Source organism: Chitinolyticbacter meiyuanensis (assembly GCF_008033135.1).
GTDB lineage: Bacteria > Pseudomonadota > Gammaproteobacteria > Burkholderiales > Chitinibacteraceae > Chitinolyticbacter > Chitinolyticbacter meiyuanensis.
This window is the reverse complement of sequence record NZ_CP041335.1, coordinates 2,406,693-2,430,287: the sequence shown is the minus strand read 5'-3', so window position 1 is coordinate 2,430,287 and position 23,595 is coordinate 2,406,693. Positions and strand designations below refer to the sequence as shown.

The window sequence follows — 23,595 nt, the reverse complement described above, 5'->3', positions numbered from 1 at the left end:
TACCAGGTAGCCCCTGCGACGCTTCAGGGTTCCGGGCATCTCGTCACGGTTCATCTCAACGATTAAAAGTGATAACCGAACTTTATTTTGCTTCGTTGTTGAATATGCTGCAACACACATTACATTATAATGTTTTGCACATCGCTCTCACGCCGGACCATAGACTGATGCAAATTCAACGTTACGGGCTTCGGATTGTCGGACTTCACGACCAAGTGGACTGGCAACCACGCCTGCTCGAACTCGCCGGTGCTGAGCGGGTGCTATGCCACATCCAAGCGGTGTCGTCGGAGGCGATCGAGCTGGAAGTCGAGGCAACCTGTGCGGGCCTTGAGACCATCGGCTACGAGATCCTGTACGGCGCACTCGGTTATGCGCCGCGGTTCGTGATCGTGCAGAACCCAGACCGCCATACCTATCACCTTCGTCAAGCAGCAGGATGACCCTCCCGATTCACCAAGCGCTACGCGATCAGACGGGTTTGCACCCGCATCAGGCACCCATGATTCCTTTTGTGTCGCAGACCGCAACCCATCGCACCTTGCAGTTCGATCTGGCCGCGATCCAGAGTCGGATGGCGTTGAAGGACCCGTTGCAACTGGTGCTCGGCTACACCCGCACCATGCTGGCATTCCGCTTGTTCATGCCGGATCCGCAGCAGGTAGTGATGGTCGGGCTTGGCGGCGGCTCGCTTGCCAAGTACTGCTACCACGCCCTGCCGAACACAGTGACCACCGTATGCGAGATCGACGCCCGGGTCATCGCCATGCGGGAACAGTTCCACGTGCCGGCGAACGATGCGCGGTTTCAGGTGGTGTGTGCCGATGGAGCGGATTACCTGCAGCAACGCCACGCCGACGTGGATGTGCTGCTGGTCGACGGATTCGATAACCGGGGAATTCATCCCTCGTTGTGCACGGCGGCGTTCTACCAGCGATGCCAGGCCAGCCTGAGTACGAATGGCGTGGCGGTGTTCAATCTGCTGGGGACGGACGACAACACGGGGATTTATATCTATCGCCTGTGCAAGGCGTTTGCCGATCAGGTGGTGGTGATCCGCGCAGAGGACAGCACGAACTACATCGTGCTGGCCAGTCGTTCATCACAGCTGCGCCAAACCCCGGACGAGGTGCTACTGGCGCAAGCGGCGTTGCTGGAGGAGATGACCGGCTACACGTTCAGCCAGTATGCGCGCCGCTTGATCATCAATCGGCGGCTGTATGTTCAGCCGGAGCACATCATCGAGGTGTTGGATGCACAGCGCTTAAAGCGGCGTGCTTAGGCGCTACTTCACGTGCGGATTGTCACGCGCAGCTGCGCCGTACTCCACCCCGTGCTTGGCGAGGTACTCCCGGATCATCTGGCGTACCACCTGGGAGGCATTGAGGTCTTGTGCCGCACACAGATCCTCGAAGGCTTTTTTCTTGGCCGGATCGATCAGCACCGTCAGGCGCGCGGTCTTGGCTTCCATCGTTCGAACGCACTTTGAATGGGTGTGCGTTGAATTGTAATCCACTGCACATACCCCGTGCAGCACCGGCTGGTGCGCTGTGTTGTACGTGTATTGTGTTCCGACTTCGAGGATATCATCCGTGAGCGTTTTACCCAGCTGTCCGCAGTGCCAATCCCCATACACCTATCAGGATGGCGCCCTCTACATCTGTCCGGAGTGCGCACACGAATGGGCCGCAACCGCAGACGTGCCTGAGGCCGAAGTGAAGCCAGTGGTTCGCGATGCCGTCGGCAAGGTGCTCAATGATGGTGACAGTGTCACCGTCATCAAGGATTTGAAGGTCAAGGGTTCTTCCCTGGTCGTCAAGGTCGGGACCAAGGTAAAGGCGATCCGCCTGGTCGACGGTGATCACGACATTGATTGCCGAATTGATGGCATCGGCGCTATGCAACTCAAATCCGAGTTCGTCAAAAAAGCCTGAGCCCGGCAACACCGGGCCTACATCTGGAGGAAGCCCCCATGGAGACCATCACGCTGGTCCTGGTGATGTTTGTGGCCGTCATTCTCAGCAGCACGCTGGTTCGCATGTTGCCGATTCCCTTGCCACTGCCGCTGATTCAGATCGCTTTGGGTGCTGGTATCGGTATGGTTGCCAACTGGCGGCTCGAGCTCGATCCGGAGGTGTTCTTCCTGCTGTTTCTGCCACCGTTGCTGTTTCTCGATGGCTGGCGCATTCCTAAAGAGGGCCTGTTCCGCGACAAGGGCATCATTCTTGCGTTGGCCTTGGGTCTGGTATTCATCACTGTGCTCGGGGTTGGCTACTTCATCCACCTGTTGATCCCCGCGATACCAATGCCGGTGGCGTTCGCGCTGGCTGCGGTGGTGTCGCCCACCGATCCGGTCGCGGTCTCTGCCATCGCCGCGCGGGTATCGGTACCAAAGCGGCTGATGCACATCCTGGAGGGCGAATCGCTGCTGAACGATGCCTCCGGCCTGGTTTGCCTGCGCTTTGCGATCGCCGCAACGTTGACTGGCAGCTTTGTGCTGACCGAAGCCGTGGTCAGCTTTGCACGATTGGCACTGGGTGGCATCGTGATCGGGGTGGTGGTCACTTGGTTGATCACCCGACTCAAGGAGTGGATCTCCCGGCAGTATGGCGAGGAGACCGGGGCGCAGATCCTGATCAGCCTGCTGATTCCCTTCGTCGCGTACATGCTGGCCGAACATGTGCATTGCTCCGGCATTCTGGCTGCAGTCGCTGCTGGCATCAGCATGAGCTACACCGAGCTGTCCGGGAAGGCGTTGGCCGTCACCCGGGTGAGGCGCACCGCCGTGTGGGACACGCTGCAATTCTCGCTCAACGGCATGATCTTCGTGCTGCTGGGAGAGCAGTTGCCAGGCATCATCGCTGGCGCTAGTCGGGTGGTGCAGGAAACCGGCCATCATCAACCGATCTGGTTGCTGCTCTACATCGTGGTGATCAACCTGGCCCTAGGCGCAGTGCGCTTCATCTGGGTCTGGCTGATGATGCGCTTCACGCTCTATCGTGATCGGCCAACAACAGCCGCATCAATGTGGCGGGTGGCTGCGACCACCTCGGTGGCCGGAGCCCGCGGCACCATCACGCTGGCTGGTGTGCTGACCTTGCCGCTGCTATTGACCGACGGTGCCGCGTTCCCAGCGCGGGACTTGGCCATTCTGCTGGCTGCCGGCGTCATCATCGTCTCGTTGATCGTCGCCAGCATTGGCATGCCGATCCTGCTCAAGCATGGCCTTGACCTGCCCGCCGAACCGGAGCACGCCCTGGCTACGGAGCAGGCGCGCAAGCTGGCTGCCGGTGCCGCTATCCAGGCCATCGAGCAGGCGCAGCACGAGATGAGCGAAGGCAAGCCGGATGCGGATCGCTACATTGATGCGGCCAGCCGACTGACCGACCTCTACCGGTATCGGATCGATACCCAGGTCGTGACCGATCAAGAAGAAGCCCGGCAAACCGCTGCTCAGATTGAAGAGATTGAACAACGTTTGAGACTGGCCGGCCTGCGCGCTGAACGCGGTGAGCTGTTCCGGCTCACCCGCACCGGGCAACTGGACGAGGAGGCTGCGCGCAAGCTGATCCGGCAGATCGACCTGCTCGAAGCTCAGTACATGGTGTGAGCCACCGCCCCGGTAGGTGTGAGGAACCAAGACAAACGCCCGATGCCTTAACGACATGACAGCTGGGAGGCGCCCATGCACGACGATCCGAAGTACTGGTTTCCTGCCAAGAAGTACGGCTGGGGTTGGGGCTACCCGGTGCGCTGGCAAGGACTGGTCGTGTTCTGGGGCTACATTGCCCTGCTCGCCTTCGGCGCGATACTACCCCTGGGCGAGACGATCATCGGGTTTCTAACCTACACGGCATTGCTGAGTGTAATTGCAGTAGTTATTTGCTGGAAGAAAGGCGAGCCCCCTTCATGGCGTTGGGGAAAGTAGGGCAGGGTTGCCCTGTATTATTTCACCAGTGGCATTGCAATTGCGCTGGCAGCCAGCAGAATCAGCGTCGCGCCGGCGAGACGCTCCAGCGTCGACAGCAGAAGCGTAAACCGTCGGATAACCCTCTTGTTGCCAATAGTTGCGGCAACCAGCACATCCCAGGTCAGCCCCATACTGAACATCTAGATTCCTCTCAGTACTTTGAGCGTCGTAGGTGTTTGCGGTGATTGATGCCTCAGGTACCTACTCCAAGATGGCCGAGGAGCGCACGCTGGACCGCATCGTTCAAGCAGGTGCAGTGCCAATGGACACCGCAGTGGTCGCTTCGGAACTGCAGCGCACTTGGAACCGCGAGGATGCGCTGCGATGGGCGGAGCTCTACACCCAGATTTTTCCGCCGTACCAACTGCTGATCGAAGCTATGCCAAGGCTCAAGCCGTGGTAGCCAACCAGGAACAGTTGGACTCCCAACGCAGATAAGTGTTTAAGCTTAGTGTTTTCGCGAAGAGCCCCCGCTTTAGTGGGGGCTCTTCGCGCTGCTAGTTAGAACTGCCCAGTTGGTTTGGCCGGAAATTCCTGCTTCAACGCGAACGCCTTGCCATTTACGATCAGCTGGAAGTTGGCTGGGCCCGAGATTGGCAGCCGATAGGTGATCTTGATGTCCTTGGTGGCACCTACTGCCAGCTTGGGCAGCGTGTAGTCCACCGTATGGAAATCACCCTTCAGACCGCCGATGTTGTTGCCGGTATGGCCCGACGTCACCACCATGTTGCTGGCTTCGAGATTGTCCGGCGCCGACGTCGAATACTGGAACCGCAAAATGGCGCCGGCCGGGATGATGGCCCCAGTGTTGTTGACGATATGCAGCTTGGGTTCGATGGGGTAGTTGTTCTCACCCAGAGCAAACGAAGTCAGCGACACAGAAACATCCACGACCTGGCTCGGCATGGCACCGTTGGACAGCGTGGCGCCATATGGCGTTGCGCTGCGGAAGGCGTTGGCCAGAAGGCGCGTCAGCGTCGCCCCCGGCACGAACTGCCCCTTGGAGCCGGTCAATGTCGTGCGGCTAGCATCCCAGTCGTAGTCGCCGGCCAGTTCCCAGTTCATCGCACCACCCACGCCGTTGGCAATGATCCAGTCGGCCTTCTTCTGGATCGATTGCTCGTCCTCGGTCGACAAGAACACCTTCTTCTGCGCGTTCCACAACCATGGCGCCACCAACGTTGCGTCGTAGTAGCGAGCGTAACTACCGGTGAGATCGGTGGCCTTCAGCTTGTACTGCGGCAGGTAGTCTGCAGCGATGTTCCGCTCCAGATTCTTGGCGTGCCACATCGGGTTGGAGCCGGCATCCTCGATGGCGCCCTTGTCGTCGACATCGAACCAGATATTGTCGATACCGGTCGCCCCCACACCGCATGGCGCTTCGGTGCCCACCGGGCAAGTATTGGTTTGCGAGGTACCCCACAGGCCGTTGCTGCCCCCGTTCACTTCACGCCAACCGCGGGTATAGAACGGCACGCCGACGTTGATGCGACCGGCTGGCATGCCGCCACGGTAGTAGTGGAACGCCCAGTCCGTATTGAGGTAGCCAATGTTCTTGTATTGGGCATCGCCGTAGACGTTCCAGAACGCCAGCTCGCCATCCTTGCCATCGTCGAACAGTGCAGCGTTCGGGCCAACAAACTGGTTCCACGTGCCGTGCAGGTCGTAGCTCATCACGTTGACGAAATCGAGATACGTGTTCGACTGGTAGGCTTCCATACCACGCAGCAAGTAGCCAGAGGCCGGTACTGCTGCGGTGAGCTGGTAGTACTTGCCGTCGACCACTGCAGCCGCATTCAGCTTCTCGCGCAGTGTCTTCATCAGCTCACGGTAGCTCGCCTGCAAGCCCTTCAGGCGTGGGCTGGCCACGCTGAAGTCGAGCGGATTGCCCGAGTCCGGCATTGTGGTCGGGTATTCATAGTCGATGTCGACACCATCGAAGCCGTACTGACGGATGAAGGCCACCGCCGAGTCGGCAAAGGTGTTGATACCCGCCGTATTGACGGTGCCATCGGCGTTGGTCGTCATCGAATAGAAGCCACCCGACGCCACACGTTTGCCATCAGCACCGAAGTAGCCCCCGGTTTCTGCCCAGCCGCCGACCGACACCAGTGTCTTCACGCCAGGGTGTTGCTTTTTGAACTTGGTCAGCAGGTTGAAGTGGCCCTTGTACGGCAACGTGGCATCCATCTCAGCACCGGTCACACCAGTCCAGGTCGTATCGGTGGCTTCATTGCCGGCGACATCCTGGTTGACCGATACCTTGTTGGCGCTATCGATGTGAGCAAAGGCGTAGTTGATGTGGGTGAGGTGCTCCCACGGAATGTCGCTGGCCAGATAGCGCTGCAGACCATCCTTGCCGGTACGCCAGCTGGTGAAGTAGCCGATGTTGCGGCGTTTGAGACCATTGGCCAGCACCTCGCGGCCACTGCTGTCATAGGCGAGGCAGTACGGCACGTTGGCCACGGCCGAAACCGCCATTCCTTCAGGGCGGCATGCATCCTGGCTGCCGGCCGGCGGGGGGGTGACCGGCGTTGGGCTTGGCGTAACCGGTGTCGGGGTTAGCGGCGTCGGAGTGACCGGGCTCGGCGTTACGGGTGTTGGGGTCACCGGGCTGGGGGTCACCGGCGTTGGCGTAGTGCCTGAGCAACTACCCCCAGTCTTCCACAGCGTCGTGCTGGTTGCGGGGTTCCAGCCTGCGCCGACATAGGCGTAATGGGTGACGAGCGCGGTGTAGGTATTGCCGCTGTAGCTCACCACATCGCCGACGTTATAGGCCTTGGTGTTGCTCTCAGCCCAAGGCGCGCAGCTGGCCGGTGGTGGGGTAACCGGTGTCGGGCTTGGCTTGATCGGCGTAGGCGTGGCCGTGACCGGAGGCGTAACTGGCGTCGGAGTCACAGGCGTCGGCGTTGCCGGCGTAGGACTGACGGGCGTCGGCGTTGCGCTGCTATCGCAGGCGCCCTTGTCAGTCCAGACACCCCATTCTCCGGACTTGGTCGGGTCGTCCCCTTGGGTCCACCACTTGTTCTGGTAGAGGTGCCCCCCTTGGGTGACTGAGGTGCCGCCGCTGGCATAGACCTTGGCAGCATCCCAGTCAGGGACCCCGCTACAAGAGGCCGACCATGCGGCAGTGGGAAACACGCTGCCGGCGAATGCGGCAACGACGGACAGGGCCAACGTACGGCCCTTGGACGGCAAGCGTCCAGGCGAGGTTTTGATCATGGCGAGGGTACTCCAAACCTGTTGTTTGAAATGGAACAACTACGCGGCCGCTATTTAGAGGGTTCTTATATTTGATTTCCCAGGCGGTCCTGCGCGCGGGCAGCATTTGCCCAGGGCGGAGTGGTGTCAAAGAAAGGTGTTGGACGGCGGTTTTTAAGCTATCGAGTGGCGGAACTTTGCCAAGGGAATGTGTACTCGCAATCGCGCTTCGGATGAAATAGCACAACCAGTGCAAAATGATTGCTGAATGAAAGCCATTCTCGCCTACGCTGCGATCAGGTACATCGAGCAAGATGTACAATTTTATCTAAGTAGCATCAGATGGCCCTCTGGAACCATTTGGAACGGCAAAAATCAGTGCGCCTTCAGCACATAAGCAATGGCCCTTCAAAATAAGAGAAAGTCAATTATGCGGATGGCGTGAGTCGTCCGACGCCAGCACGATGTGCTATACACACTGAGCATCTTGATCGGCCCCTGGAGATTGATCTTATGAGTATTGTTCAGCGCCTTTGGTTGTTGATTGCGCTATCCATCACTGCGCTTCTCTTAATTGGCGGCATTGGCATTTATCAAATCAAGCAGATCGAAGAGACCGTTGAGCGCATTAATGACGAGTCACTGGAAAGCGTGCTAATCATCAGTAGCATCAATAAGAGCTACAAGGAGCTGCGCTCAAAAATCATGGTGCAGCTACAGGCGACGACGCCTGAGCGGAATCGAGAGCTCGATAGCGAAATCACTTCAGAGCAACGGGCTTTTGACAGCGCACTGAGCGAATATGCAGGAGTACTTCATAGCCCTGAGGATACGCGGCTCTATGATCAATTAAAGACACAAATCAGCGTTTATCAGCCTCTGTTCAACGGGGTGCGGCAGCAAGCCAATCTGGGTGATGTCGACGGGGCACGGACAGCTTTGGAGGGGAGCTACGGAGCCTATCGAAACGCAGAAGGCACGCTTGATAAGTTGGTGGCCGAGAACACACGTTTCGCGCACGATGCGCGGAAGCAGGCGGGCGATGCTGCGTTTAAAACCGAAATGCTATTCTTGTTCATTGTTCTTGCGTTTATCGGACTCTTGTCAGTCTGGGGATGGTTCATTGTCCGTGCTATCCGACTGCCATTGTTATCTGCGTTGACCACAATCGGTGAAATAGAGGCTCGGCTGGATTTTACTCGTCGAGTTCCGGTTCGTTCTCAGGACGAGATTGGACGTATGATGAACAGCTTCAACCGACTGATCGAAGCAATGCACCGTACATTGCGTGGTGTGAGGGACAGCAGCGTCGAGCTGGCTGGCTCCTCCAACCAAATGGCGGGTGCAACTCGTGAATTAGCGATCGCAGCAGACGTCGCAAGTGATTCGGCTTCCCATATGGCCGCCAGTGTTGAACAGATGACGGTCAGCATCAACCACGTGGCCGAGCGCGCCGAAGAGGCAGATCAACGCTCCAAGCAATCGGGGCAGTTGGCCGGTCGCGGCGGGGAGATTATAGAGGCAACCATTCGCGAGATCGATGGTATAGCCGATACCGTACGTACTGCAGCCAACGAGTTGGCGCAACTGCGTAGTAATAGCGCGGATATCAAAGCAGTACTTGTAGTGATTAAAGAGATTGCTGACCAAACCAATTTATTGGCACTCAATGCTGCCATTGAAGCGGCCCGCGCGGGAGAACAAGGCCGCGGGTTTGCTGTTGTGGCTGATGAAGTACGTAAATTAGCCGAGCGTACTTCACTTTCAACACAGGAGATCACCCAAACGGTGAGCACAATTCAACAAGGGGCCGACCGTGCGGTCGGCGCAATGGAACGGGTTGTGACCCAAGTCGAAGATGGTGTCGACCAGGCCCGTGTGGCGGGGGATGCAATCCAGGAAATCCGTGCTGCATCGTCTCAGGTGGTAGCTCATGTGTCCGAAATCAGCAACGCGATCCGAGAGCAAGGGGTTGCCAGCACCGCAATTGCACAGCAGGTGGAACGCATCGCACAGATGTCGGAGCAAACAAGCAGCGCCGCAGCCGGCGGCGCGACATCTGCGCATCGCGTGAACCAACTGGCTGACTCTCTGCAGCAGGACGTCGCTAGATACCAAGTATGAAGCGTAGCTCGGGGTGCTTTCGTTCAGGGTTTCTCCTGCGCGGTAGTGCATGCCGTTAGGAGGGTAAAGGACTCCCCGAGCGTTACTCGATCTACCGCAATTTCTCAAAAACCTCGTCGCGTTCAAGCGTGGCTATCGTCTTACCTTCAGGCGGATTGACGCTGTACTCGCGGTATACATGCAGCCCCCGCTTCGCGACCTTCGCCGTCATGATGGAGCGACGGGGCAAAATGGATGTAGTGCCCCAAGTAGCAAGGTCTTGAGTAGGACTGGCAAGAGAGCAGTCAAGGCTGGTCTCTTGCTATGGGGGCTCCTTCGTAATTCGTGAAGTAGTACGCTTGCTTCTAAGGGCTGGAGCGCGGTGCCCAAGGCACGGCGCTTCAGGTCGAGTTAAGCTACTTCGCCAAATTGTGGATTGACGCGGGTGTTCTTGTTCGAGAGCTTGTTCAGCGCCGAGATATAAGCCTTGGCGCTGGCGACCAGGATGTCGGTATCGGCGCCCTGGCCGTTCACTACCCGGCCCGCCTTGGAAAGCCGCACTGTCACTTCGCCCTGGCTGTCGGTGCCTTGGGTGATCGCATTCACCGAATAGAGCAGCAGCTCGGCGCCACTGTTCACCACCGATTCGATCGCCTTGAAGGTGGCATCGACCGGGCCGTCACCATCGGCATGGGCTTGGCGCTCCGCGCCGTCGTCGACCATTACCAGTTGCGCGCTCGGTACTTCGCCGGTTTCCGACACCACCTTGAGCGAGCTCAAGCGGTAGGTTTCCTGCTCGATGGACACCATCTCATCCGACACCAGCGCGTGCAGGTCCTCGTCGAAGATCTCGCGCTTGCGATCGGCCAAATCCTTGAAGCGGGCAAAGGCCGCATTCAGCGCTTCGTCGGTATCGAGCACAATGCCGAGTTCCTGCAATTTCGTCTTGAACGCGTTGCGGCCCGAGAGCTTGCCGAGCGTAAGCCGGTTGGCGGACCAGCCCACCGATTCGGCGCTCATGATCTCGTAGGTTTCGCGGTGCTTGAGCACGCCATCCTGGTGGATGCCAGATTCGTGCGAGAACGCGTTGGCGCCGACGATGGCCTTGTTCGGCTGCACCGGATAGCCGGTGATGGTCGAAACCAGCTTGCTGGTTGGCACGATCTGGCTGGCGTCGATACCTGTTTCCACGCCGAAGATATCCTTGCGCGTCTTCACCGCCATCACGATTTCTTCGAGCGAGGCATTGCCCGCGCGCTCGCCGAGGCCGTTGATGGCGCATTCCACTTGGCGCGCGCCACCAAGCATGGCGGCCAGTGAGTTGGCTACAGCCATTCCGAGGTCGTCATGGCAATGTGCTGACCAAATCACTTGGTCGCCCCCCTTGGTCTTGGAGATGAGCTCACGAAAAAAAGTCTCTGTCCTTTGCGGTACGGCATAGCCAACGGTATCAGGCACGTTGATTGTGGTGGCGCCAGCTTCGATCACCGCGCTGAACACGCGGGTGAGAAAGTCAAAATCGCTGCGCGACGCATCCTCAGCTGAAAACTCTACGTCGTCAGTGTATTCACGAGCGATCTTCACCGCCTTCACCGCCGCCTCGACCACCTCGTCGGGGCTCATGCGCAGCTTCTTCTCCATATGGATCGGGCTGGTCGCGATGAAGGTATGGATGCGGCCGCGCTTGGCTGGCTTGATCGCTTCGCCCGCGGCGCGCACATCGCGCTCGTTAGCACGGGCCAGACTACAGACGGTGCTGTTTTCGATCACTTCGGCAATGGCGCGGATCGCGTCGGCATCACCCGGGCTTGCCGCGGCAAAGCCGGCCTCGATGATGTCCACGCCCAGCTTTTCCAGTTGGCGGGCGATGCGGATCTTCTCTTCCTTGGTCATCGAGGCGCCGGGCGATTGCTCGCCGTCGCGCAAGGTGGTGTCGAAAATGTACAAACGATCGCCCATGGCACTGGCTCCGGTGTGGTTCGTCGGCACTTCGCCGACGCGATAGCTGTGAATGTTGAAATCGCGATTCTGGCGCGCGGCGAGGCGAGCCAGCTTGTCGATCTGCGAGAGCGGCAGGCTGCCGCGCTCGCGCCACTTGTAGATTGCGGCGCGGCTGACAGGATCATCGGGGAAGGCCTGATTCAGCGCGTCCGCAAGGGCTGCGGGGCCGCCGAAGTCGGCGATCAGGCGGTCGATGTCGAATTGCACGCGTCTCTCCTGGCTAGTAAATTAGCTCAGGATAAGGGCGTTTTGGACTTAATGTCAAAAAATGGCCGTTCCTAGAAGTTGCATGCTGCCTTCCGGAGGGGGCTTAGTCAGGGGTACAGAAGAATTTATACTTTTTGTCCGTGTGAGCATGGCTGCCGAGCCCGGTTCGGTGAGTTATGTGAGGTCATTTACGTCTTCGTCGGTCCATTTGTCTGGACTGAGACAGACCAACCTACCGTAACTGGGTTGTTGCATACATCTGGCTGGCGCCGATGACTTGATGGTTCGCAGCCTTCAGCGTGAAGTAGGCTTTCCCGTTCGTCGATGTCTTTCGATCATAGCGCTCGTCCAATGGGCTGTTGGCCTGCACCGAATAGATGCCGTTCTCTGAGGGTGCAATGTATTGAATTGAATCGTTAGCTTTTTGCTTTCCCGGAGGGGCTATTGGTATTTTTGGATGGAGTGTTTGACAGATGGCGTTGGCCTGTGACCTCCGCGTGGTGCTTTTGCTACCCGAATCGCCCGCGCTGCTCGATCAGGAAGTCCATCAGCGCCCGGGTCTTGGCCGGCATCTGCGCGCGCGACGGGACATACAGGTAGAAGCCGGGGAACGGCCGGCACCAGGGCGCCAATACCCGCACCAGCCGGCCATCAGTCAGGTGCTGGCGAACGCAGAGATCCAGATACTTGATCAGGCCCACCCCCTGCAGCGCGGCATTGAGCATGTTGTCGTCGTCGTTGAACACGGCACTGCCGCTGGGCTCGAACACCAGCGTGCGTTCTTCCGCATCCGGTGAGGTGAACGACCAGCGGTCTATCGTGCCGCTGGAGGTGAAGCGATAAGCCAGGCAGTTGTGTCGCATCAGGTCGGCCGGTGTCTCGGGTATCCCATGCCGCGCGAAATAGCCCGGTGAGCCCACCACGGCCATTTCAATCGGGGGCGTGACCGGTACGGCCACCATGTGCTCGTCCAGGCTCTCCCCCAGGCGCAGGCCGGCGTCCATGCCGTCGGCGACGATGTTCGAGAAGCCGTCGTTCATCACCAGCTCCAGCCGCAGCTTCGGGTAGCGCGCCAGAAACTCGCCCAAGTGCGGCTCGATCAGCAGTCGGGTGGCGATGCGGGACGAGTTCAGGCGAATCAGCCCTGAAGGTTCGACGTTGGCTTCACCCAGCGCGGCGAGAACCCGTTCGATGTTGCCCAAGGAGGTCTGCAGCACGTCATAGACCTGCTGGCCTTCTTCGGTCAGCGACACATCACGTGTGGTCCGATGCAGCAGCCGCACATTCAGATGCTGCTCCAGCGCCTTGACGTGCTGTGACAGCGCCCCGCGGGTCACCTCCATTTCAGTGGCGGCCTTGGTGAAGCTGCGGTGACGGGCCACGTGGCTGAACCACGCCAGGGCTGGCAGAAGGGCGGGATCGATCGGCATATTGCGAAGTTATCCTAAACACTGATGTCTTGTTAAGCGGGTTTATCCGGTTCAATTCGCTCTCTACGATGGAATCCACATCGGACCGGTTCCGTCACCCCCTCTCCAACAGGAGCAAGCTCGTGAAAAAAGTCAGCTTCAAGAACCTCAACGGCCAAGGCATCACGATGGCTGCCGTCCTGCACGTCCCCGCCGACTTTGACGACGGCAAGCGGTACCCAGCCGTCGTCGTCTCGCACCCCGGTGGTGGTGTGAAAGAGCAGACCGCCGGCCTGTACGCGAAGAAGCTCGCCGAGCACGGCTTGGTCGCGATCGCGTTCGATCGCTCGTACCAGGGCGAGAGCACGGGTGAGCCGCGACAGCTGGAGAATCCCCACATCAGCACCGAAGACGTGAGTGCCGTCATCGATTACCTGACCACGCTTCCCTATGTGGACAACGACAGGATCGGCACGATGGGCATTTGTGCCGGTGCCGGCTACAGCGCCAACGCGGCCATCAACGACCGCCGGATCAAGGCACTCGGTATGGTGAGCGCGGTGAACATCGGCCAGATGTTCCGCAACGGCTGGGATGGCTCGGTGAAGGACGCCGACGCGCTGCCGTATATCGAAGCCGGCTCGCAGGCGCGCACCGCCGATGCCGGCAACAGCGCCTTGGCCACTATGCCGCTGGCGCCGCTGAAGGAAGAGGACGCTCCCAACGCTGAACTGCGCGGCGCCTGGGAGTACTACCACACGCCGCGTTGTGAGCATCCCAATGCACCGGGTTTCACGCTGGCGCGCTGCCTCACGCAGATCATCACCTACGACGCCTACTTCAAGGCCGAAGCCTTCCTGACCCAGCCCATATTGGCGGTGGCGGGCAGCAACGCCGGCAGCAAGTGGATGAGCGATGACCTGATCGCCCGCGCGGCGAGCAAGGACAAGACCCTGCACGTCGTCGAAGGCGCCGACCACATGGATCTGTACGACGTGCCTAAGTACGTCGATGAAGCCGTGTCGCAGCTGGCGCCATTCTTCAGCACCAAGCTGTAACCCTCCGATCAACGGCTGCCGGCGCTCGCCCGACAAGCGCTGGCGACCAGACACACGGGAAGCCTCCCTCATGAGCAACATCACCCTGCAGACCGTCGGCTACCAGAACCTGGGCTGGCAGACCGTCGCCGACCTCTACCTGCCGCCGGGCTTCGACGAGAAGCAGCAGTACCCCGCCATCGTCAGCACCCACCCCATCGGCAGTTGCAAGGAGCAGACCGCGGGCAACATCTACGCCAAGGGCTTGGCCGAAGCCGGCTTCGTCGTCCTGGTCCATGACGCCAGCTTCCAGGGCGCCAGCGGCGGCGAGCCGCGCTTCATCGAAGACCCGGCCATCCGCGTGTCCGACATCCGCTTCGCCGTCGATTACCTGCAATCGCTGCCCTACGTGGATGCCGAACGCATCGGAGCCATAGGCGTGTGCGGTGGCGGTGCGTACACCATCCACGCAGGCATCACCGATCACCGCCTGAAGGCGCTGGTGTCGATCACCGGCGTCAACTACGGCCGCCTGATCCGCGAGGGGTTTGCCCAGTTCAAGCCGCTCGCACTGGCCCAGGGCATTGCCCAGATGCGCAAGGCACAGGCTCAAGGTGCCGAACGCAAGGTCGCTGATCTGTTGCCGCAGTCCGTGGCCGCAGCGAAGGCTGCCGGCATCACCGACATCGATGTGCTCGAAGCCACCGACTACTACAAGACCGAGCGTGGCCAGCAGCCCAATGGCGCGACCAGCCAGTTGATGTCGTTCAGCGGCGCAGCCATGGGATGGGATGCTTTCCTGCACGCCGAAGTGCTGCTCACCCAACCGCTGATGGTGGTGATCGGGGACAAGCCGGGCGGCTTTGGCGCCTTCCGCGATGGTTGGGAGATCTACAGTCGTGCTGCGTCCACCGACAAGCACATCGTCGTCGCCGAAGGCTGGTCGCACTACGACTTGTATGACCAGCCCGAGCCGGTGGCACTGGCCATGGCGAAGGTCGTGCCGTTCTTCAAGGCCAGCCTCTAGTCCTTCCACCGCATTCCGCCTCATACCCAGCGGGCACCGAGGTGCCCGCTGTGATTTTGGAAAACATCCAATATGACCAATGTTCTCATCCTCGGTGCCAGCGGCCAGATCGCCCAGTGGGTGATCCAGGAACTGGCGCATGACCGGCACATCAGCCAGACCTTGCTGCTTCGCAATCCCCGCAAACTCACCGGTCAGGAGCCCGCAAATGCCAAGGTCGTGATTGGCAATGTCCTGGATGCCAAGTTGCTCAAGTCGCTCATGAACGGGCAGGACATCGTCTATGCCAACCTGTCGGGCGACGACCTGGACAAGCAGGCGCACGCCATCATCACGGCCATGCAGGCCAAGGGCGTGAGGCGCCTGATTTTCGTGCTCTCGCTCGGCATCTACGACGAAGTGCCAGGCAAATTTGGCGAATGGAACAATGCCACCATCGGCGATGACCTGAAGCCGTATCGCCGTGCGGCTGATCTGATCGAAACCTCGGGATTGGCCTACACCATCGTGCGTCCCGCGTGGCTGACGGACGAGGACGAGGTCAGCTACGAGCTGACGGTGAAGGAAGAGCCATTCAAAGGCACCGTCGTCTCGCGCAAAAGCGTGGGGGATTTGATTACCCAGATCATCCAGTCGCCCAAGCGACACGTCGGCGAAAGCCTGGGTATGAGCAAACCCGGCAGCGACGGGGACAAGCCGTATTTCATGTAGAGCGAGCAGGTTATGCAACCAGCGTTGCAATCTTGATTTAGTAAGCGCGACATTGGTGTGCTGTTCTTCTTGATTTGTTCCACCCACGCCTTCTATGCAGAGCTGGCCACCGGGGCATCTTCTCCACTGCTGTAATACAACACATTCCCAGGATCGAATGCCAACTGCAGCGCCGGGTTCGCTACCCTCTCGCTCTAGGGCCACAAGTCCGCAGCCATCCGAGAATTCCGCCGTGAGGTTTAATCAGGCTATCGACGCCTGCTGATGCGGCATGAGGAACTGCACATAAGATCAATGGTGCGGTTTGCAATACAGCGGTTGCATGCCATGGGATGTCCGGAAACAGAAGGAACTTCAGTTGCGACTTAGGGTGATAGCGCGATCCGCTTGGTGGGTGTCCTTCATCGGCGAGCACTGACCCACTCTTGCGTCGAGCGAACTATCCGCACGCAGCTCTGTTGATAGCCGACGTACTGGGTAAGCAATTGCTGCACCATGCGCATGCACGATCTCGACAATGTTGAGCAAGACATCCTGTTTCACTTGGTGGTATTCGGTCCATACGGTGGTCTTGGTAAAGCAGTAGACGAAGAAGTCGAGCGAAGAGTCGCCAAAACGATCGAAATGCACCATTAACGTCTGATTTGCATCGATCTGGGTATGCTGCTGCAGCATGCCTTGAACTGCTGCCAGGACGTCCGGTAGCAAACGGGCATCTTCGCGGCGCAGACCAATCGTTTCATGGATGCGTCGGTGGCTCATCCGTGAAGGGTTTTCCACAGAGATCGTGGCGAAAGCAGAGTTCGGCACGTAGAGCGGGCGCTTGTCGAAGGTCCGGATCGTCGTCAAGCGCCAACCAATATGTTCCACCGTCCCTTCGATATTTCGATCGGGGGAGCGTACCCAATCGCCAACGGCAAACGGGCGATCAAGATAGATCATCAAGCCACCAAAGAAATTGGCCAGTAAATCCTTGGCTGCGAAGCCAACGGCGATACCACCGACGCCGCCGAAGGCCAGTACGCCGGAAATCGATATCCCCAACGATTGCAGCGCCACCAACGCAGCGGTAACCCACACCGACATCTTCAGCAGCCGACTGATGGCTGTCGCCGTCGTCACATCAACGGGTGTTCTGTCCTGATCCCCTGCAGTTAAGGCTTCTGCAGAACGGTTGATCAGATTGACCAGAAACCACGTCAGCAGCGCAATGATTGCGAGTCGCCGTGCAGGGTCGATGTAATCGAACACATCTGATCGTGCGTGGGGCGCCACCAACTCGCATGCAATGGAAAGACCAAGCACCCATGTCAAGACTGCGGCCGGCCCTTGGGCGGCAAGGATGAGGGCGTCGTCCCAGAATGTCCTGGTCCGTGCCAGCCGGACGGCCAGCCGCTTCATCACGACACGCGTGGCCGCATGAACCAGCATTGTTATCAGCACGACGGCAAACAGCGGATACACCCAGGCCTCCGTGCGGTAGATGGACTGAAGCCAGGCGACAAAATTGGACATGGTGCCTCCAGGTAGGCGCCACAGAAAACGGAGCTAGGCCTGCCGCGGAGGGGCGATACAGAAGGGCTGCACGTTGTGAGGCGATATTGCGGCGGGGCTACCCTGTTTTAGGGCGCGATTTGACTGGGCTTGAGCGCGATCAGTTCGATGGTTCGGCGCTTGTGCGATCGATATATTTGCACAAATGTATATCGATGACTAGGATAAAAAAGGTGCATCCAACGCTGAGGCGGCGGATCCGGACCCACTCCTGTCGCATCGCGGCAACCTCAACCAAGACGAACAAGGAGTGTTCATTGACCGTCATCGAAACCCGAAGTCGTCGCAGCATCCGCCTTCGATCTCCCAACCTTGAGGATGGCATTGCCATCCACCAGCTGATTGCGAGTTGCCCTCCCTTAGACCTGAATTCGGTCTACGCCTATCTGATACAAGCCATGCATCACGCGCCAACTTGCGTCGTCGCCGAAGGTGAGAATGGCTTGGCGGGTTATCTGAGCGCTTATCTCCATCCCCGTCAGCCGAGAACACTGTTCATCTGGCAGCTCGCCGTGTCGTCTGCTTGGCGAGGAGATGGCTTGGCGCTTGCCATGCTGCGGCATTTGGTAGGCCGCGGGCAAAACCTGCGCTGGCTGGAAACCACGATTACGCCAAGTAATACAGCTTCCTTGGCCGTATTCCGAGCGCTTGCCAGACAGCTGGAGATCGGCATCGAGCCGGTTTCCGAATTGTCAGGTTCGCTATTTCCGGAGTCAGGACATCCACCGGAAACGCTCTATCGTTTGGGGCCGCTTACCCCGGCAGCCTGATCAGCCCATCCCCGGAGTTACCTATGGAAATCTTCAAACGCCTCGAATCCGAGGTGCGAGGGTACATTCGTGCCTTTCCCACCATCTTTACCACCGCGCGTGGCGCCCAAATGACCGATGAATCGGGGAGGCACTATCTCGACTTCTTCGCTGGCGCTGGCACTTTGAACTATGGCCACAATCACCCGGACCTCAAGGCGGCTGCCATTGAATACCTGACCCACGATGGCCTGGTCCATGGCCTGGATATGGCCAGCACTGCAAAAGCGGCATTCCTCCAAGCCTTTGACGAATGCATCCTGGAACCACGTGGCCTGCGCTACAAACTGCAGTTCACCGGTCCCACCGGGACCAATGCAATGGAGGCGGCCATCAAGCTGGCTCGCAATGTCACCGGTCGTACCCGGATCGTGGCGTTTACCCACGGCTTTCACGGCATGACACAAGGCGCACTGGCTTGCACTGCGAACAACAAGTTTCGTGAAGCAGGTGGGGTGCCCCCTGGCAGCCACGTCACCTTCATGCCCTTTGACGGTTATCTGGGTTCAGGCATCGATACCGCCAAGCTGCTCAGGCAGATGATCGAAGATCCATCCAGTGGCCTTGATATGCCAGCGGCAGTGCTGCTGGAGACTGTGCAGGGCGAAGGTGGTGTGAACGTCGCCAGCAGCGAATGGTTGCAAGCGATAGCCAAGCTCTGCCGGGAGCATGACATCCTGCTCGTCGTGGACGACATCCAGGCGGGTTGTGGCCGCACCGGCAGTTTTTTCAGTTTCGAACGCGCCGGCATCGTGCCGGACATCATCACATTGTCCAAATCGTTGTCGGGTCTGGGTTTGCCCATGGCGCTGGTTCTGCTGAAGCCCGAGCTCGACATTTGGAAGCCATCGCAGCACAACGGCACGTTCCGGGGCAACAACTTGGCCTTCGTCACCGCAACGGCTGCCTTAAATACGTTTTGGCGCGATCGTCGATTCCAGCAGGCAATTGAAGCCAAGGCGCGATTGGTCAGCAGTCGGCTTGAACCCTTGGTGCGTGAATTCCCGCAAAAGTTATCGCGCCGCGGCGTGGGCTTGATGCAAGGGCTGGTGTTCCAGGACCCGAGGCAGGCCGCACAGGTCGCGCAAGCAGCCTTCGATGAAGGACTCATCATCGAAGGCTGCGGTGCTTTCGACGAGGTGCTCAAGTTGCTGCCGCCGCTGACCATCCCACTCGAGGAGCTTGAGCAAGGCCTCAAGCTTCTTGAAACCCTCACGCGACGTGTACTTGAACCCATCAAAGAGGAAGTTTCCGCATGATCGTGCGCCATCTGAACCAGATTATCGACACTGATCGCGACGTGGTCGCCAAGACGTGGGCCAGTCGCCGTCTTTTGCTGGCTGAAGACGGCATGGGTTTCTCCATGCATGAAACGCTGATCTTTGCAGGGACTGAAACCTCGATCTGGTACCAGCATCATCTCGAAGCGGTGTACTGCATCGAGGGTGAAGGTGAGATTGAGCTCGTCCCCTCACGCGTCAAACACCGAATCGAGCCAGGCATGCTGTATGCCCTTAACCAACACGACAAGCATTTGTTACGTGCCACTACCCAGCTGCGTCTGGTCTGCGTGTTCAATCCTCCGCTTACCGGGCGTGAAGTTCACGATGAAGACGGCACATATCCTCTGCCTCTAGTCGATCCCGCCTGACTCATGCCGCTTCTCGTGATCTAAATCCAGGCCGCCACATGGTGGCGGCCTCCTTGGAGACTGCAATGATGTTCAAAGTGAGTGAATCGTACCCCTCGCGTGGCAATGAGGCCGCGATCTTGAGTCGGGTTGAGCCGGTGGTGCCTAACCCGACCTACCCGGGCCCGCTGTCCCCACGACAACTGGATCAATTCGAGCAGGATGGCTTTTTGTTTCTGCCTGACCTGTTTGCTGCGGATGAAGTGCAGGCACTTTACGAAGAAATGCAGCGGGTGCGCGACGATTTTGCTGGCGCGAACCGGCCTGAAGCGATTACGGAACGAGGAAGTGGCGCGGTGCGCTCGGTGTTCAATGTCCATCGCAGCAATGCAGTGTTCAGTGCCTTGGCGCGGCATCCTTGCTTGTTGGGCATTGCACAGCAAATCGTGGGGGGGGAGGTGTATATCCATCAATCACGGATTAACTATAAGCCGGGTCTGGTTGGCCGTGAGTTTTTTTGGCACTCCGACTTCGAGACTTGGCATGTGGAAGATGGCATGCCGGCCATGCGTGCGGTCAGCTGCGCGATCGCGCTGACAGAGAACACGCCGCATAATGGTCCATTGATGTTGATTCCCGGCTCGCACCGCTACTTCATTGCATGCGCGGGGCACACACCATCCGATCACTATCAGCAATCACTCAAGAAGCAGGAGTACGGAGTACCTGACGCGGCGAGCCTGGAATTTTTGACTCGTGCAGGCGCTGGTATTGCCATGCCAACGGGTGGACCCGGCTCGGTCGTGTTCTTCGATTGCAATACGATGCATGGTTCAAACAGTAATATTTCGCCGCTGCCACGCAGCAACGTCTTCATGGTTTACAACCATATCGACAATGCGCTGGGTTCACCGAAGTATGGCTTGGCGCCCCGCCCGGAGTACATCGCGGCGCGGGAGCAATGTGTTGCGCTCACGGTCGTTTGATATACACAAAAGCTGCATCGCAAGAAGAGCTGCTATGTTTCGCAGCTCTTTGCTCCGCGAGTCCAACCCAATTCTCGCTCCGGGTCACACAGGGCGACAAATTGCAGACCCGTTCCCGTGTGTAAAGTGTCGCTCCTGACTGGTTGATGCGCATCCGCCTGAATCGCTGCAGCTAGCGGTTCGGCTTAGGTGTCCAGCATGCGCAGATTCTTGAAAGTGGAATTTGTACAGACTGTCCGCATTGATGCTGGCTGAACAGGAAAATCGGAAGGCCGCAACTGTAGCGCTACGACGTTATCTGAGTTTTTCAAAAACCAGTTCTTGCTCAAACGTGACCACGGTAGGCAACAAGAGATCCATTGAAGAAAGTACCCCCACATAGATAGGCTCTGCTTCAGACTGAAGCACCGGCAGCCACAGCATCTTTTGACGTGCGAGTGTCATGGCTGCGGCTTGTGCAGGCTGATTGGCATAGAGGTGCTCGTCGGGTGGCTGCTTCATCACCTGCCGGAGTAGTGTTCCGCCGGGTGCGTGGCGCAGGTCGCTTGGTTGGACAGTGCCGAGCAGCATGTTCTTTGAGAGCACAGGATAGGCAGGTAAATGGGGCTGCTTCTGTATGAGCGTGAGTGCTTGGGCTACTGTTTGATCGACATCGAGCGCGCACGTCTCCCGATTCATAAGCTTCTCGACCGTTTTGCCTTCAAGTGGGTTGACGCAGTACTCCCGATAAACATGCAGCCCCCGCTTCGCGATCTTCGCCGTCATGATGGAGCGACGGAGCAAAATAGAAGTAGTACCCCAAGCGGCAAAGGTCGTGAGTAGGGCTGGCAAGAGCGCAGCTGTATCGTGTGTCAGGCCAAATGCAAACACGATCGCAGTCAGTGGCGTGCCCAAGACACTCCCGAGCAGGCTGGACAGGCCCACTACGCCCCAAATGCCAGGTGCGCTCTCCGGAAACACGGATGCGATCAATACACCTATGCCACTTCCCACAATCAGCAACGGCGCCAGTACACCGCCGGAAGTGCCGGAGCCCAGCGCGACCAGCCAAATGACGAGCTTGATGCTTACCAGAAGCAGGACAATTGAAATGTCCAACCTGTTGTTCAGCAAGTCCCCGATCAGACCGTAGCCGACTCCCATGGTCTCCGGGGCGATGTAGCCGCCCAAGCCAACCACCAGCCCCCCCAGCGCAGGCCACCACATCCAGTGAATCGGCAGGTGGTCGAACAGGGCCTCGACCCAATGCAGGCTCTTGGAGATGAAGGCTGCAAACAGCCCTATGGCGATACCTACGGTGGCAAAGAGCAGAAAGTTATGGGTGTAGTTGGGGGCTGAGTGCAATGGGAAGAGCGGACCAGCCTCAAAGAAATACAATCGAAGAAATCCGGCGACCGAGCAAGCTATGCCGACTGGTAGAAGGCTACGCGGGCGGAACTCGAATAGCAGCAACTCCACAGCCAGCAGAATGGCGGCAATCGGCGTACCAAAGATGGCCGTCATCCCTGCACATGCGCCCGCGACAAGCAGAGCTTTGCGCTCACCGTCGCTCACATGGAGGTACTGGGCTAGTAAAGACCCCAGCGATCCACCGGTCATAATGATTGGCCCCTCCGCACCAAACGGTCCACCGCTTCCGATCACAATGCCTGACGACAATGGCTTGAGCACTGCGACCCGGGGGGACATGCGGCTTTTGCCGAACAGAATGGCCTCCATCGCTTCTGGAATGCCGTGCCCGCGAATTTTTTCGCTACCGTAGCGGGCGATCAAGCCGGCGAGCAGCCCGCCCAACGCAGGAACAACGATCACCCAGGCACCCAGATGATGGCCTACCGGCGCGTGGTCGACCAACGTGAAGGATTGGTAGAAAAACAGGTTGGTGAACAGGTTGATGAGCAGTAAAAGGAGTTTTGCTGCTACCGTGCTGATCGCCCCAATCACGACAGCAATAAAGGATATAAAAACAACTCGTCGGTTGACCGCATAATCTCGCATTGACTTTACTCTGACTTCAATCGTTCTGAATCCACACCATCTGCATCATTGAATGCAGTGATACGTGCCACCTGGAATGTATCTCGAAGAGACTGCAGTTCCAGCTCATGAAGTGAAGCAAGCTGAGAGAGTAGTTCCAACCCTTTGGGTTCCAGATGAATCTCAACTGACCGCCGATCTGCCTCGCTTTTCTGCCGCTTGATTAATCCAGCTTCTTCGCAACGTGTCACTAAAGCGACAGTCCCATGGTGTTGCAGCTGAAGACGTTCCGCCAACTCGCCTACCGTTGCCCAATCCTTGCCTGGGAAGCCGCGTATATGCAGCATGAGCAAGTACTGCAGAGGCGTTACCCCCGCAGCTTTGGCTGCTGATTCGCTAAAGTGGATGAAGCGACGAAGTTGATAGCGGAATTCAGAAAGGGCTTCGTATTGGGCCTTGCTCAGGTTTTGTTCAGACATAGAAGATGCTTGAGTGAGTGTGCTTACGGATTGGTAGCTTTTTGTGGGGACATCAAGCAGCGGCGTTTTTTTGTGTGCGGTGCACGGTCGCGAAATAAACCAGGCAAGGGTAGCCACGATGAATAAGTTGATGAAAAGCAGGAAGGGCAACGTTGTACTTTCCAGCGCATCGATCTTGGTTTCGCCTGAAACCAACGGAAGTAGCACAAGCGTTGCAGGAAAGTGATGAAACTTCAGCGCCGCCAACAGTGCCAGAACAAGTAGAGCGGCCAGCAGCGCTGTCCAAAAGGTATGGGGCATCAGGGTTTGTAGGGCCGAACCCACGACGATGGAAATCAGATAGCTACTGATCAAGGCAGTGCACCGTGTATAACTCGCTCGGGGCTTGACGAGTATCAGCCCGATAGAGAGCCAAAACGGGAGTACCAGCAATGCTTCGAACGCCCCCATCACATACCTGGATGTCGTTTCTGAGGCGAGCAACGCCAGCCATC

23 protein-coding genes are annotated in these 23,595 nt (G+C 58.4%); 14 read left to right on the top strand and 9 right to left on the bottom strand.

Annotated elements, in window-relative coordinates:
- Positions 1–167: 167 nt before the first annotated feature.
- Both FLM21_RS11585 and FLM21_RS11580 read left to right on the top strand, forming a co-directional pair.
- The gene (locus tag FLM21_RS11585; RefSeq protein ID WP_148715715.1) at positions 168–443 is read left to right on the top strand and encodes a hypothetical protein; all 276 of its coding nucleotides are present in this window, start codon (positions 168–170) and stop codon (positions 441–443) included.
- Entirely contained in the window at positions 440–1,282 is an 843-nt protein-coding gene (locus FLM21_RS11580) for a spermine/spermidine synthase domain-containing protein (RefSeq protein WP_148715714.1), read from the top strand. The genes FLM21_RS11585 and FLM21_RS11580 overlap by 4 nt, the downstream gene beginning before the upstream one ends.
- A gap of 3 nt (positions 1,283–1,285) precedes the next feature.
- On the opposite strand, the gene FLM21_RS11575 is transcribed toward FLM21_RS11580, so the two are convergent.
- Positions 1,286–1,471 (bottom strand): ribbon-helix-helix protein, encoded by a 186-nt coding sequence (locus tag FLM21_RS11575; protein ID WP_148715713.1) that lies wholly within the window; start codon positions 1,469–1,471, stop codon positions 1,286–1,288.
- A gap of 121 nt (positions 1,472–1,592) precedes the next feature.
- On the opposite strand from FLM21_RS11575, the gene FLM21_RS11570 reads away from it, so the two are divergent.
- From FLM21_RS11570 to FLM21_RS11560, 3 genes are all read left to right on the top strand, one after another.
- Positions 1,593–1,934, top strand: a complete 342-nt coding sequence (locus FLM21_RS11570) for a zinc ribbon domain-containing protein YjdM (RefSeq protein WP_148715712.1) — start codon at positions 1,593–1,595, stop codon at positions 1,932–1,934.
- 38 nt (positions 1,935–1,972) lie between these two features.
- Positions 1,973–3,610, top strand: a complete 1,638-nt coding sequence (locus FLM21_RS11565) for a Na+/H+ antiporter (protein ID WP_148715711.1) — start codon at positions 1,973–1,975, stop codon at positions 3,608–3,610.
- A 75-nt stretch (positions 3,611–3,685) separates the two neighbouring features.
- Positions 3,686–3,928: a hypothetical protein gene (locus FLM21_RS11560; RefSeq protein ID WP_148715710.1), complete on the top strand. Its 243-nt coding sequence runs from the start codon at positions 3,686–3,688 to the stop codon at positions 3,926–3,928.
- A 17-nt stretch (positions 3,929–3,945) separates the two neighbouring features.
- On the opposite strand, the gene FLM21_RS20830 is transcribed toward FLM21_RS11560, so the two are convergent.
- Positions 3,946–4,110: a hypothetical protein gene (locus FLM21_RS20830; RefSeq protein WP_187359873.1), complete on the bottom strand. Its 165-nt coding sequence runs from the start codon at positions 4,108–4,110 to the stop codon at positions 3,946–3,948.
- A 41-nt stretch (positions 4,111–4,151) separates the two neighbouring features.
- On the opposite strand from FLM21_RS20830, the gene FLM21_RS11555 reads away from it, so the two are divergent.
- A complete protein-coding gene (locus FLM21_RS11555; protein ID WP_222846684.1) occupies positions 4,152–4,373 on the top strand; it encodes a cysteine hydrolase family protein in 222 nt (73 codons plus the stop codon).
- A gap of 98 nt (positions 4,374–4,471) precedes the next feature.
- Here the strand turns inward: FLM21_RS11555 and FLM21_RS11550 are convergent, their stop codons facing one another.
- Positions 4,472–7,192: a glycosyl hydrolase family 18 protein gene (locus FLM21_RS11550; RefSeq protein ID WP_246120711.1), complete on the bottom strand. Its 2,721-nt coding sequence runs from the start codon at positions 7,190–7,192 to the stop codon at positions 4,472–4,474.
- A 492-nt stretch (positions 7,193–7,684) separates the two neighbouring features.
- Here FLM21_RS11550 and FLM21_RS11530 point away from each other — a divergent pair, with 492 nt between their 5' ends.
- Positions 7,685–9,295 (top strand): methyl-accepting chemotaxis protein, encoded by a 1,611-nt coding sequence (locus FLM21_RS11530; protein ID WP_148715709.1) that lies wholly within the window; start codon positions 7,685–7,687, stop codon positions 9,293–9,295.
- 390 nt (positions 9,296–9,685) lie between these two features.
- On the opposite strand, the gene FLM21_RS11525 is transcribed toward FLM21_RS11530, so the two are convergent.
- From FLM21_RS11525 to FLM21_RS11515, 3 genes are all read right to left on the bottom strand, one after another.
- Positions 9,686–11,482: a 2-isopropylmalate synthase gene (locus FLM21_RS11525; protein WP_148715708.1), complete on the bottom strand. Its 1,797-nt coding sequence runs from the start codon at positions 11,480–11,482 to the stop codon at positions 9,686–9,688.
- Between the two features lie 232 nt (positions 11,483–11,714).
- Positions 11,715–11,852, bottom strand: coding sequence for a YegP family protein (locus tag FLM21_RS21695; RefSeq protein ID WP_222846683.1), 138 nt, complete (start codon positions 11,850–11,852; stop codon positions 11,715–11,717).
- Positions 11,853–11,991: 139 nt separating this feature from the next.
- Positions 11,992–12,912, bottom strand: coding sequence for a LysR family transcriptional regulator (locus tag FLM21_RS11515; protein WP_148715707.1), 921 nt, complete (start codon positions 12,910–12,912; stop codon positions 11,992–11,994).
- A gap of 122 nt (positions 12,913–13,034) precedes the next feature.
- On the opposite strand from FLM21_RS11515, the gene FLM21_RS11510 reads away from it, so the two are divergent.
- The 3 genes from FLM21_RS11510 (at position 13,035) to FLM21_RS11500 (ending at position 15,666) form a co-directional block, all read left to right on the top strand.
- Positions 13,035–13,949, top strand: coding sequence for an alpha/beta hydrolase (locus FLM21_RS11510; protein WP_148715706.1), 915 nt, complete (start codon positions 13,035–13,037; stop codon positions 13,947–13,949).
- A 70-nt stretch (positions 13,950–14,019) separates the two neighbouring features.
- Positions 14,020–14,955: an alpha/beta hydrolase gene (locus FLM21_RS11505; protein ID WP_148715705.1), complete on the top strand. Its 936-nt coding sequence runs from the start codon at positions 14,020–14,022 to the stop codon at positions 14,953–14,955.
- A 72-nt stretch (positions 14,956–15,027) separates the two neighbouring features.
- The gene (locus FLM21_RS11500) at positions 15,028–15,666 is read left to right on the top strand and encodes an SDR family oxidoreductase (protein ID WP_148715704.1); all 639 of its coding nucleotides are present in this window, start codon (positions 15,028–15,030) and stop codon (positions 15,664–15,666) included.
- Positions 15,667–16,020: 354 nt separating this feature from the next.
- Here FLM21_RS11500 and FLM21_RS11495 read toward each other — a convergent pair whose 3' ends face one another.
- Complete coding sequence (locus FLM21_RS11495) at positions 16,021–17,181, bottom strand: mechanosensitive ion channel family protein (RefSeq protein ID WP_148715703.1); 1,161 nt, start codon at positions 17,179–17,181, stop codon at positions 16,021–16,023.
- A gap of 296 nt (positions 17,182–17,477) precedes the next feature.
- Here FLM21_RS11495 and ectA point away from each other — a divergent pair, with 296 nt between their 5' ends.
- The 4 genes from ectA (at position 17,478) to thpD (ending at position 20,645) form a co-directional block, all read left to right on the top strand.
- Positions 17,478–17,990 carry a diaminobutyrate acetyltransferase gene (gene ectA, locus FLM21_RS11490; RefSeq protein ID WP_187359872.1) on the top strand — a complete coding sequence of 171 codons (513 nt, stop codon included), beginning with the start codon at positions 17,478–17,480 and terminating at the stop codon, positions 17,988–17,990.
- 23 nt (positions 17,991–18,013) lie between these two features.
- Positions 18,014–19,288, top strand: coding sequence for a diaminobutyrate--2-oxoglutarate transaminase (gene ectB / locus FLM21_RS11485; RefSeq protein ID WP_148715701.1), 1,275 nt, complete (start codon positions 18,014–18,016; stop codon positions 19,286–19,288).
- Complete coding sequence (locus FLM21_RS11480) at positions 19,285–19,680, top strand: ectoine synthase (protein WP_148715700.1); 396 nt, start codon at positions 19,285–19,287, stop codon at positions 19,678–19,680. Before ectB ends, FLM21_RS11480 begins: the two co-directional genes overlap by 4 nt.
- 65 nt (positions 19,681–19,745) lie before the next feature.
- Complete coding sequence (gene thpD / locus FLM21_RS11475; RefSeq protein WP_148715699.1) at positions 19,746–20,645, top strand: ectoine hydroxylase; 900 nt, start codon at positions 19,746–19,748, stop codon at positions 20,643–20,645.
- A 294-nt stretch (positions 20,646–20,939) separates the two neighbouring features.
- Here thpD and FLM21_RS11470 read toward each other — a convergent pair whose 3' ends face one another.
- Positions 20,940–22,643: a chloride channel protein gene (locus tag FLM21_RS11470; RefSeq protein ID WP_148715698.1), complete on the bottom strand. Its 1,704-nt coding sequence runs from the start codon at positions 22,641–22,643 to the stop codon at positions 20,940–20,942.
- Between the two features lie 5 nt (positions 22,644–22,648).
- Positions 22,649–23,455 carry a MarR family winged helix-turn-helix transcriptional regulator gene (locus tag FLM21_RS21335; protein ID WP_246120710.1) on the bottom strand — a complete coding sequence of 269 codons (807 nt, stop codon included), beginning with the start codon at positions 23,453–23,455 and terminating at the stop codon, positions 22,649–22,651.
- Between the last annotated feature and the right edge of the window lie 140 nt (positions 23,456–23,595).

What these genes read in the sequence shown, in the direction of transcription:
- FLM21_RS11565 (WP_148715711.1), top strand. Translation starts at nt 1,973, where the DNA reads ATGGAGACCATCACGCTGGTCCTGGTGATGTTTGTGGCCGTCATTCTC.
- FLM21_RS11505 (WP_148715705.1), top strand. Translation starts at nt 14,020, where the DNA reads ATGAGCAACATCACCCTGCAGACCGTCGGCTACCAGAACCTGGGCTGG.
- FLM21_RS11575 (WP_148715713.1), bottom strand. Translation starts at nt 1,471, where the DNA reads ATGGAAGCCAAGACCGCGCGCCTGACGGTGCTGATCGATCCGGCCAAG.
- FLM21_RS11530 (WP_148715709.1), top strand. Translation starts at nt 7,685, where the DNA reads ATGAGTATTGTTCAGCGCCTTTGGTTGTTGATTGCGCTATCCATCACT.
- FLM21_RS11560 (WP_148715710.1), top strand. Translation starts at nt 3,686, where the DNA reads ATGCACGACGATCCGAAGTACTGGTTTCCTGCCAAGAAGTACGGCTGG.
- FLM21_RS11500 (WP_148715704.1), top strand. Translation starts at nt 15,028, where the DNA reads ATGACCAATGTTCTCATCCTCGGTGCCAGCGGCCAGATCGCCCAGTGG.
- FLM21_RS11470 (WP_148715698.1), bottom strand. Translation starts at nt 22,643, where the DNA reads ATGCGAGATTATGCGGTCAACCGACGAGTTGTTTTTATATCCTTTATT.
- ectB (WP_148715701.1), top strand. Translation starts at nt 18,014, where the DNA reads ATGGAAATCTTCAAACGCCTCGAATCCGAGGTGCGAGGGTACATTCGT.
- FLM21_RS20830 (WP_187359873.1), bottom strand. Translation starts at nt 4,110, where the DNA reads ATGTTCAGTATGGGGCTGACCTGGGATGTGCTGGTTGCCGCAACTATT.
- thpD (WP_148715699.1), top strand. Translation starts at nt 19,746, where the DNA reads ATGATGTTCAAAGTGAGTGAATCGTACCCCTCGCGTGGCAATGAGGCC.
- FLM21_RS11550 (WP_246120711.1), bottom strand. Translation starts at nt 7,192, where the DNA reads ATGATCAAAACCTCGCCTGGACGCTTGCCGTCCAAGGGCCGTACGTTG.
- FLM21_RS11580 (WP_148715714.1), top strand. Translation starts at nt 440, where the DNA reads ATGACCCTCCCGATTCACCAAGCGCTACGCGATCAGACGGGTTTGCAC.
- FLM21_RS11585 (WP_148715715.1), top strand. Translation starts at nt 168, where the DNA reads ATGCAAATTCAACGTTACGGGCTTCGGATTGTCGGACTTCACGACCAA.
- FLM21_RS11480 (WP_148715700.1), top strand. Translation starts at nt 19,285, where the DNA reads ATGATCGTGCGCCATCTGAACCAGATTATCGACACTGATCGCGACGTG.
- FLM21_RS11515 (WP_148715707.1), bottom strand. Translation starts at nt 12,912, where the DNA reads ATGCCGATCGATCCCGCCCTTCTGCCAGCCCTGGCGTGGTTCAGCCAC.
- FLM21_RS11495 (WP_148715703.1), bottom strand. Translation starts at nt 17,181, where the DNA reads ATGTCCAATTTTGTCGCCTGGCTTCAGTCCATCTACCGCACGGAGGCC.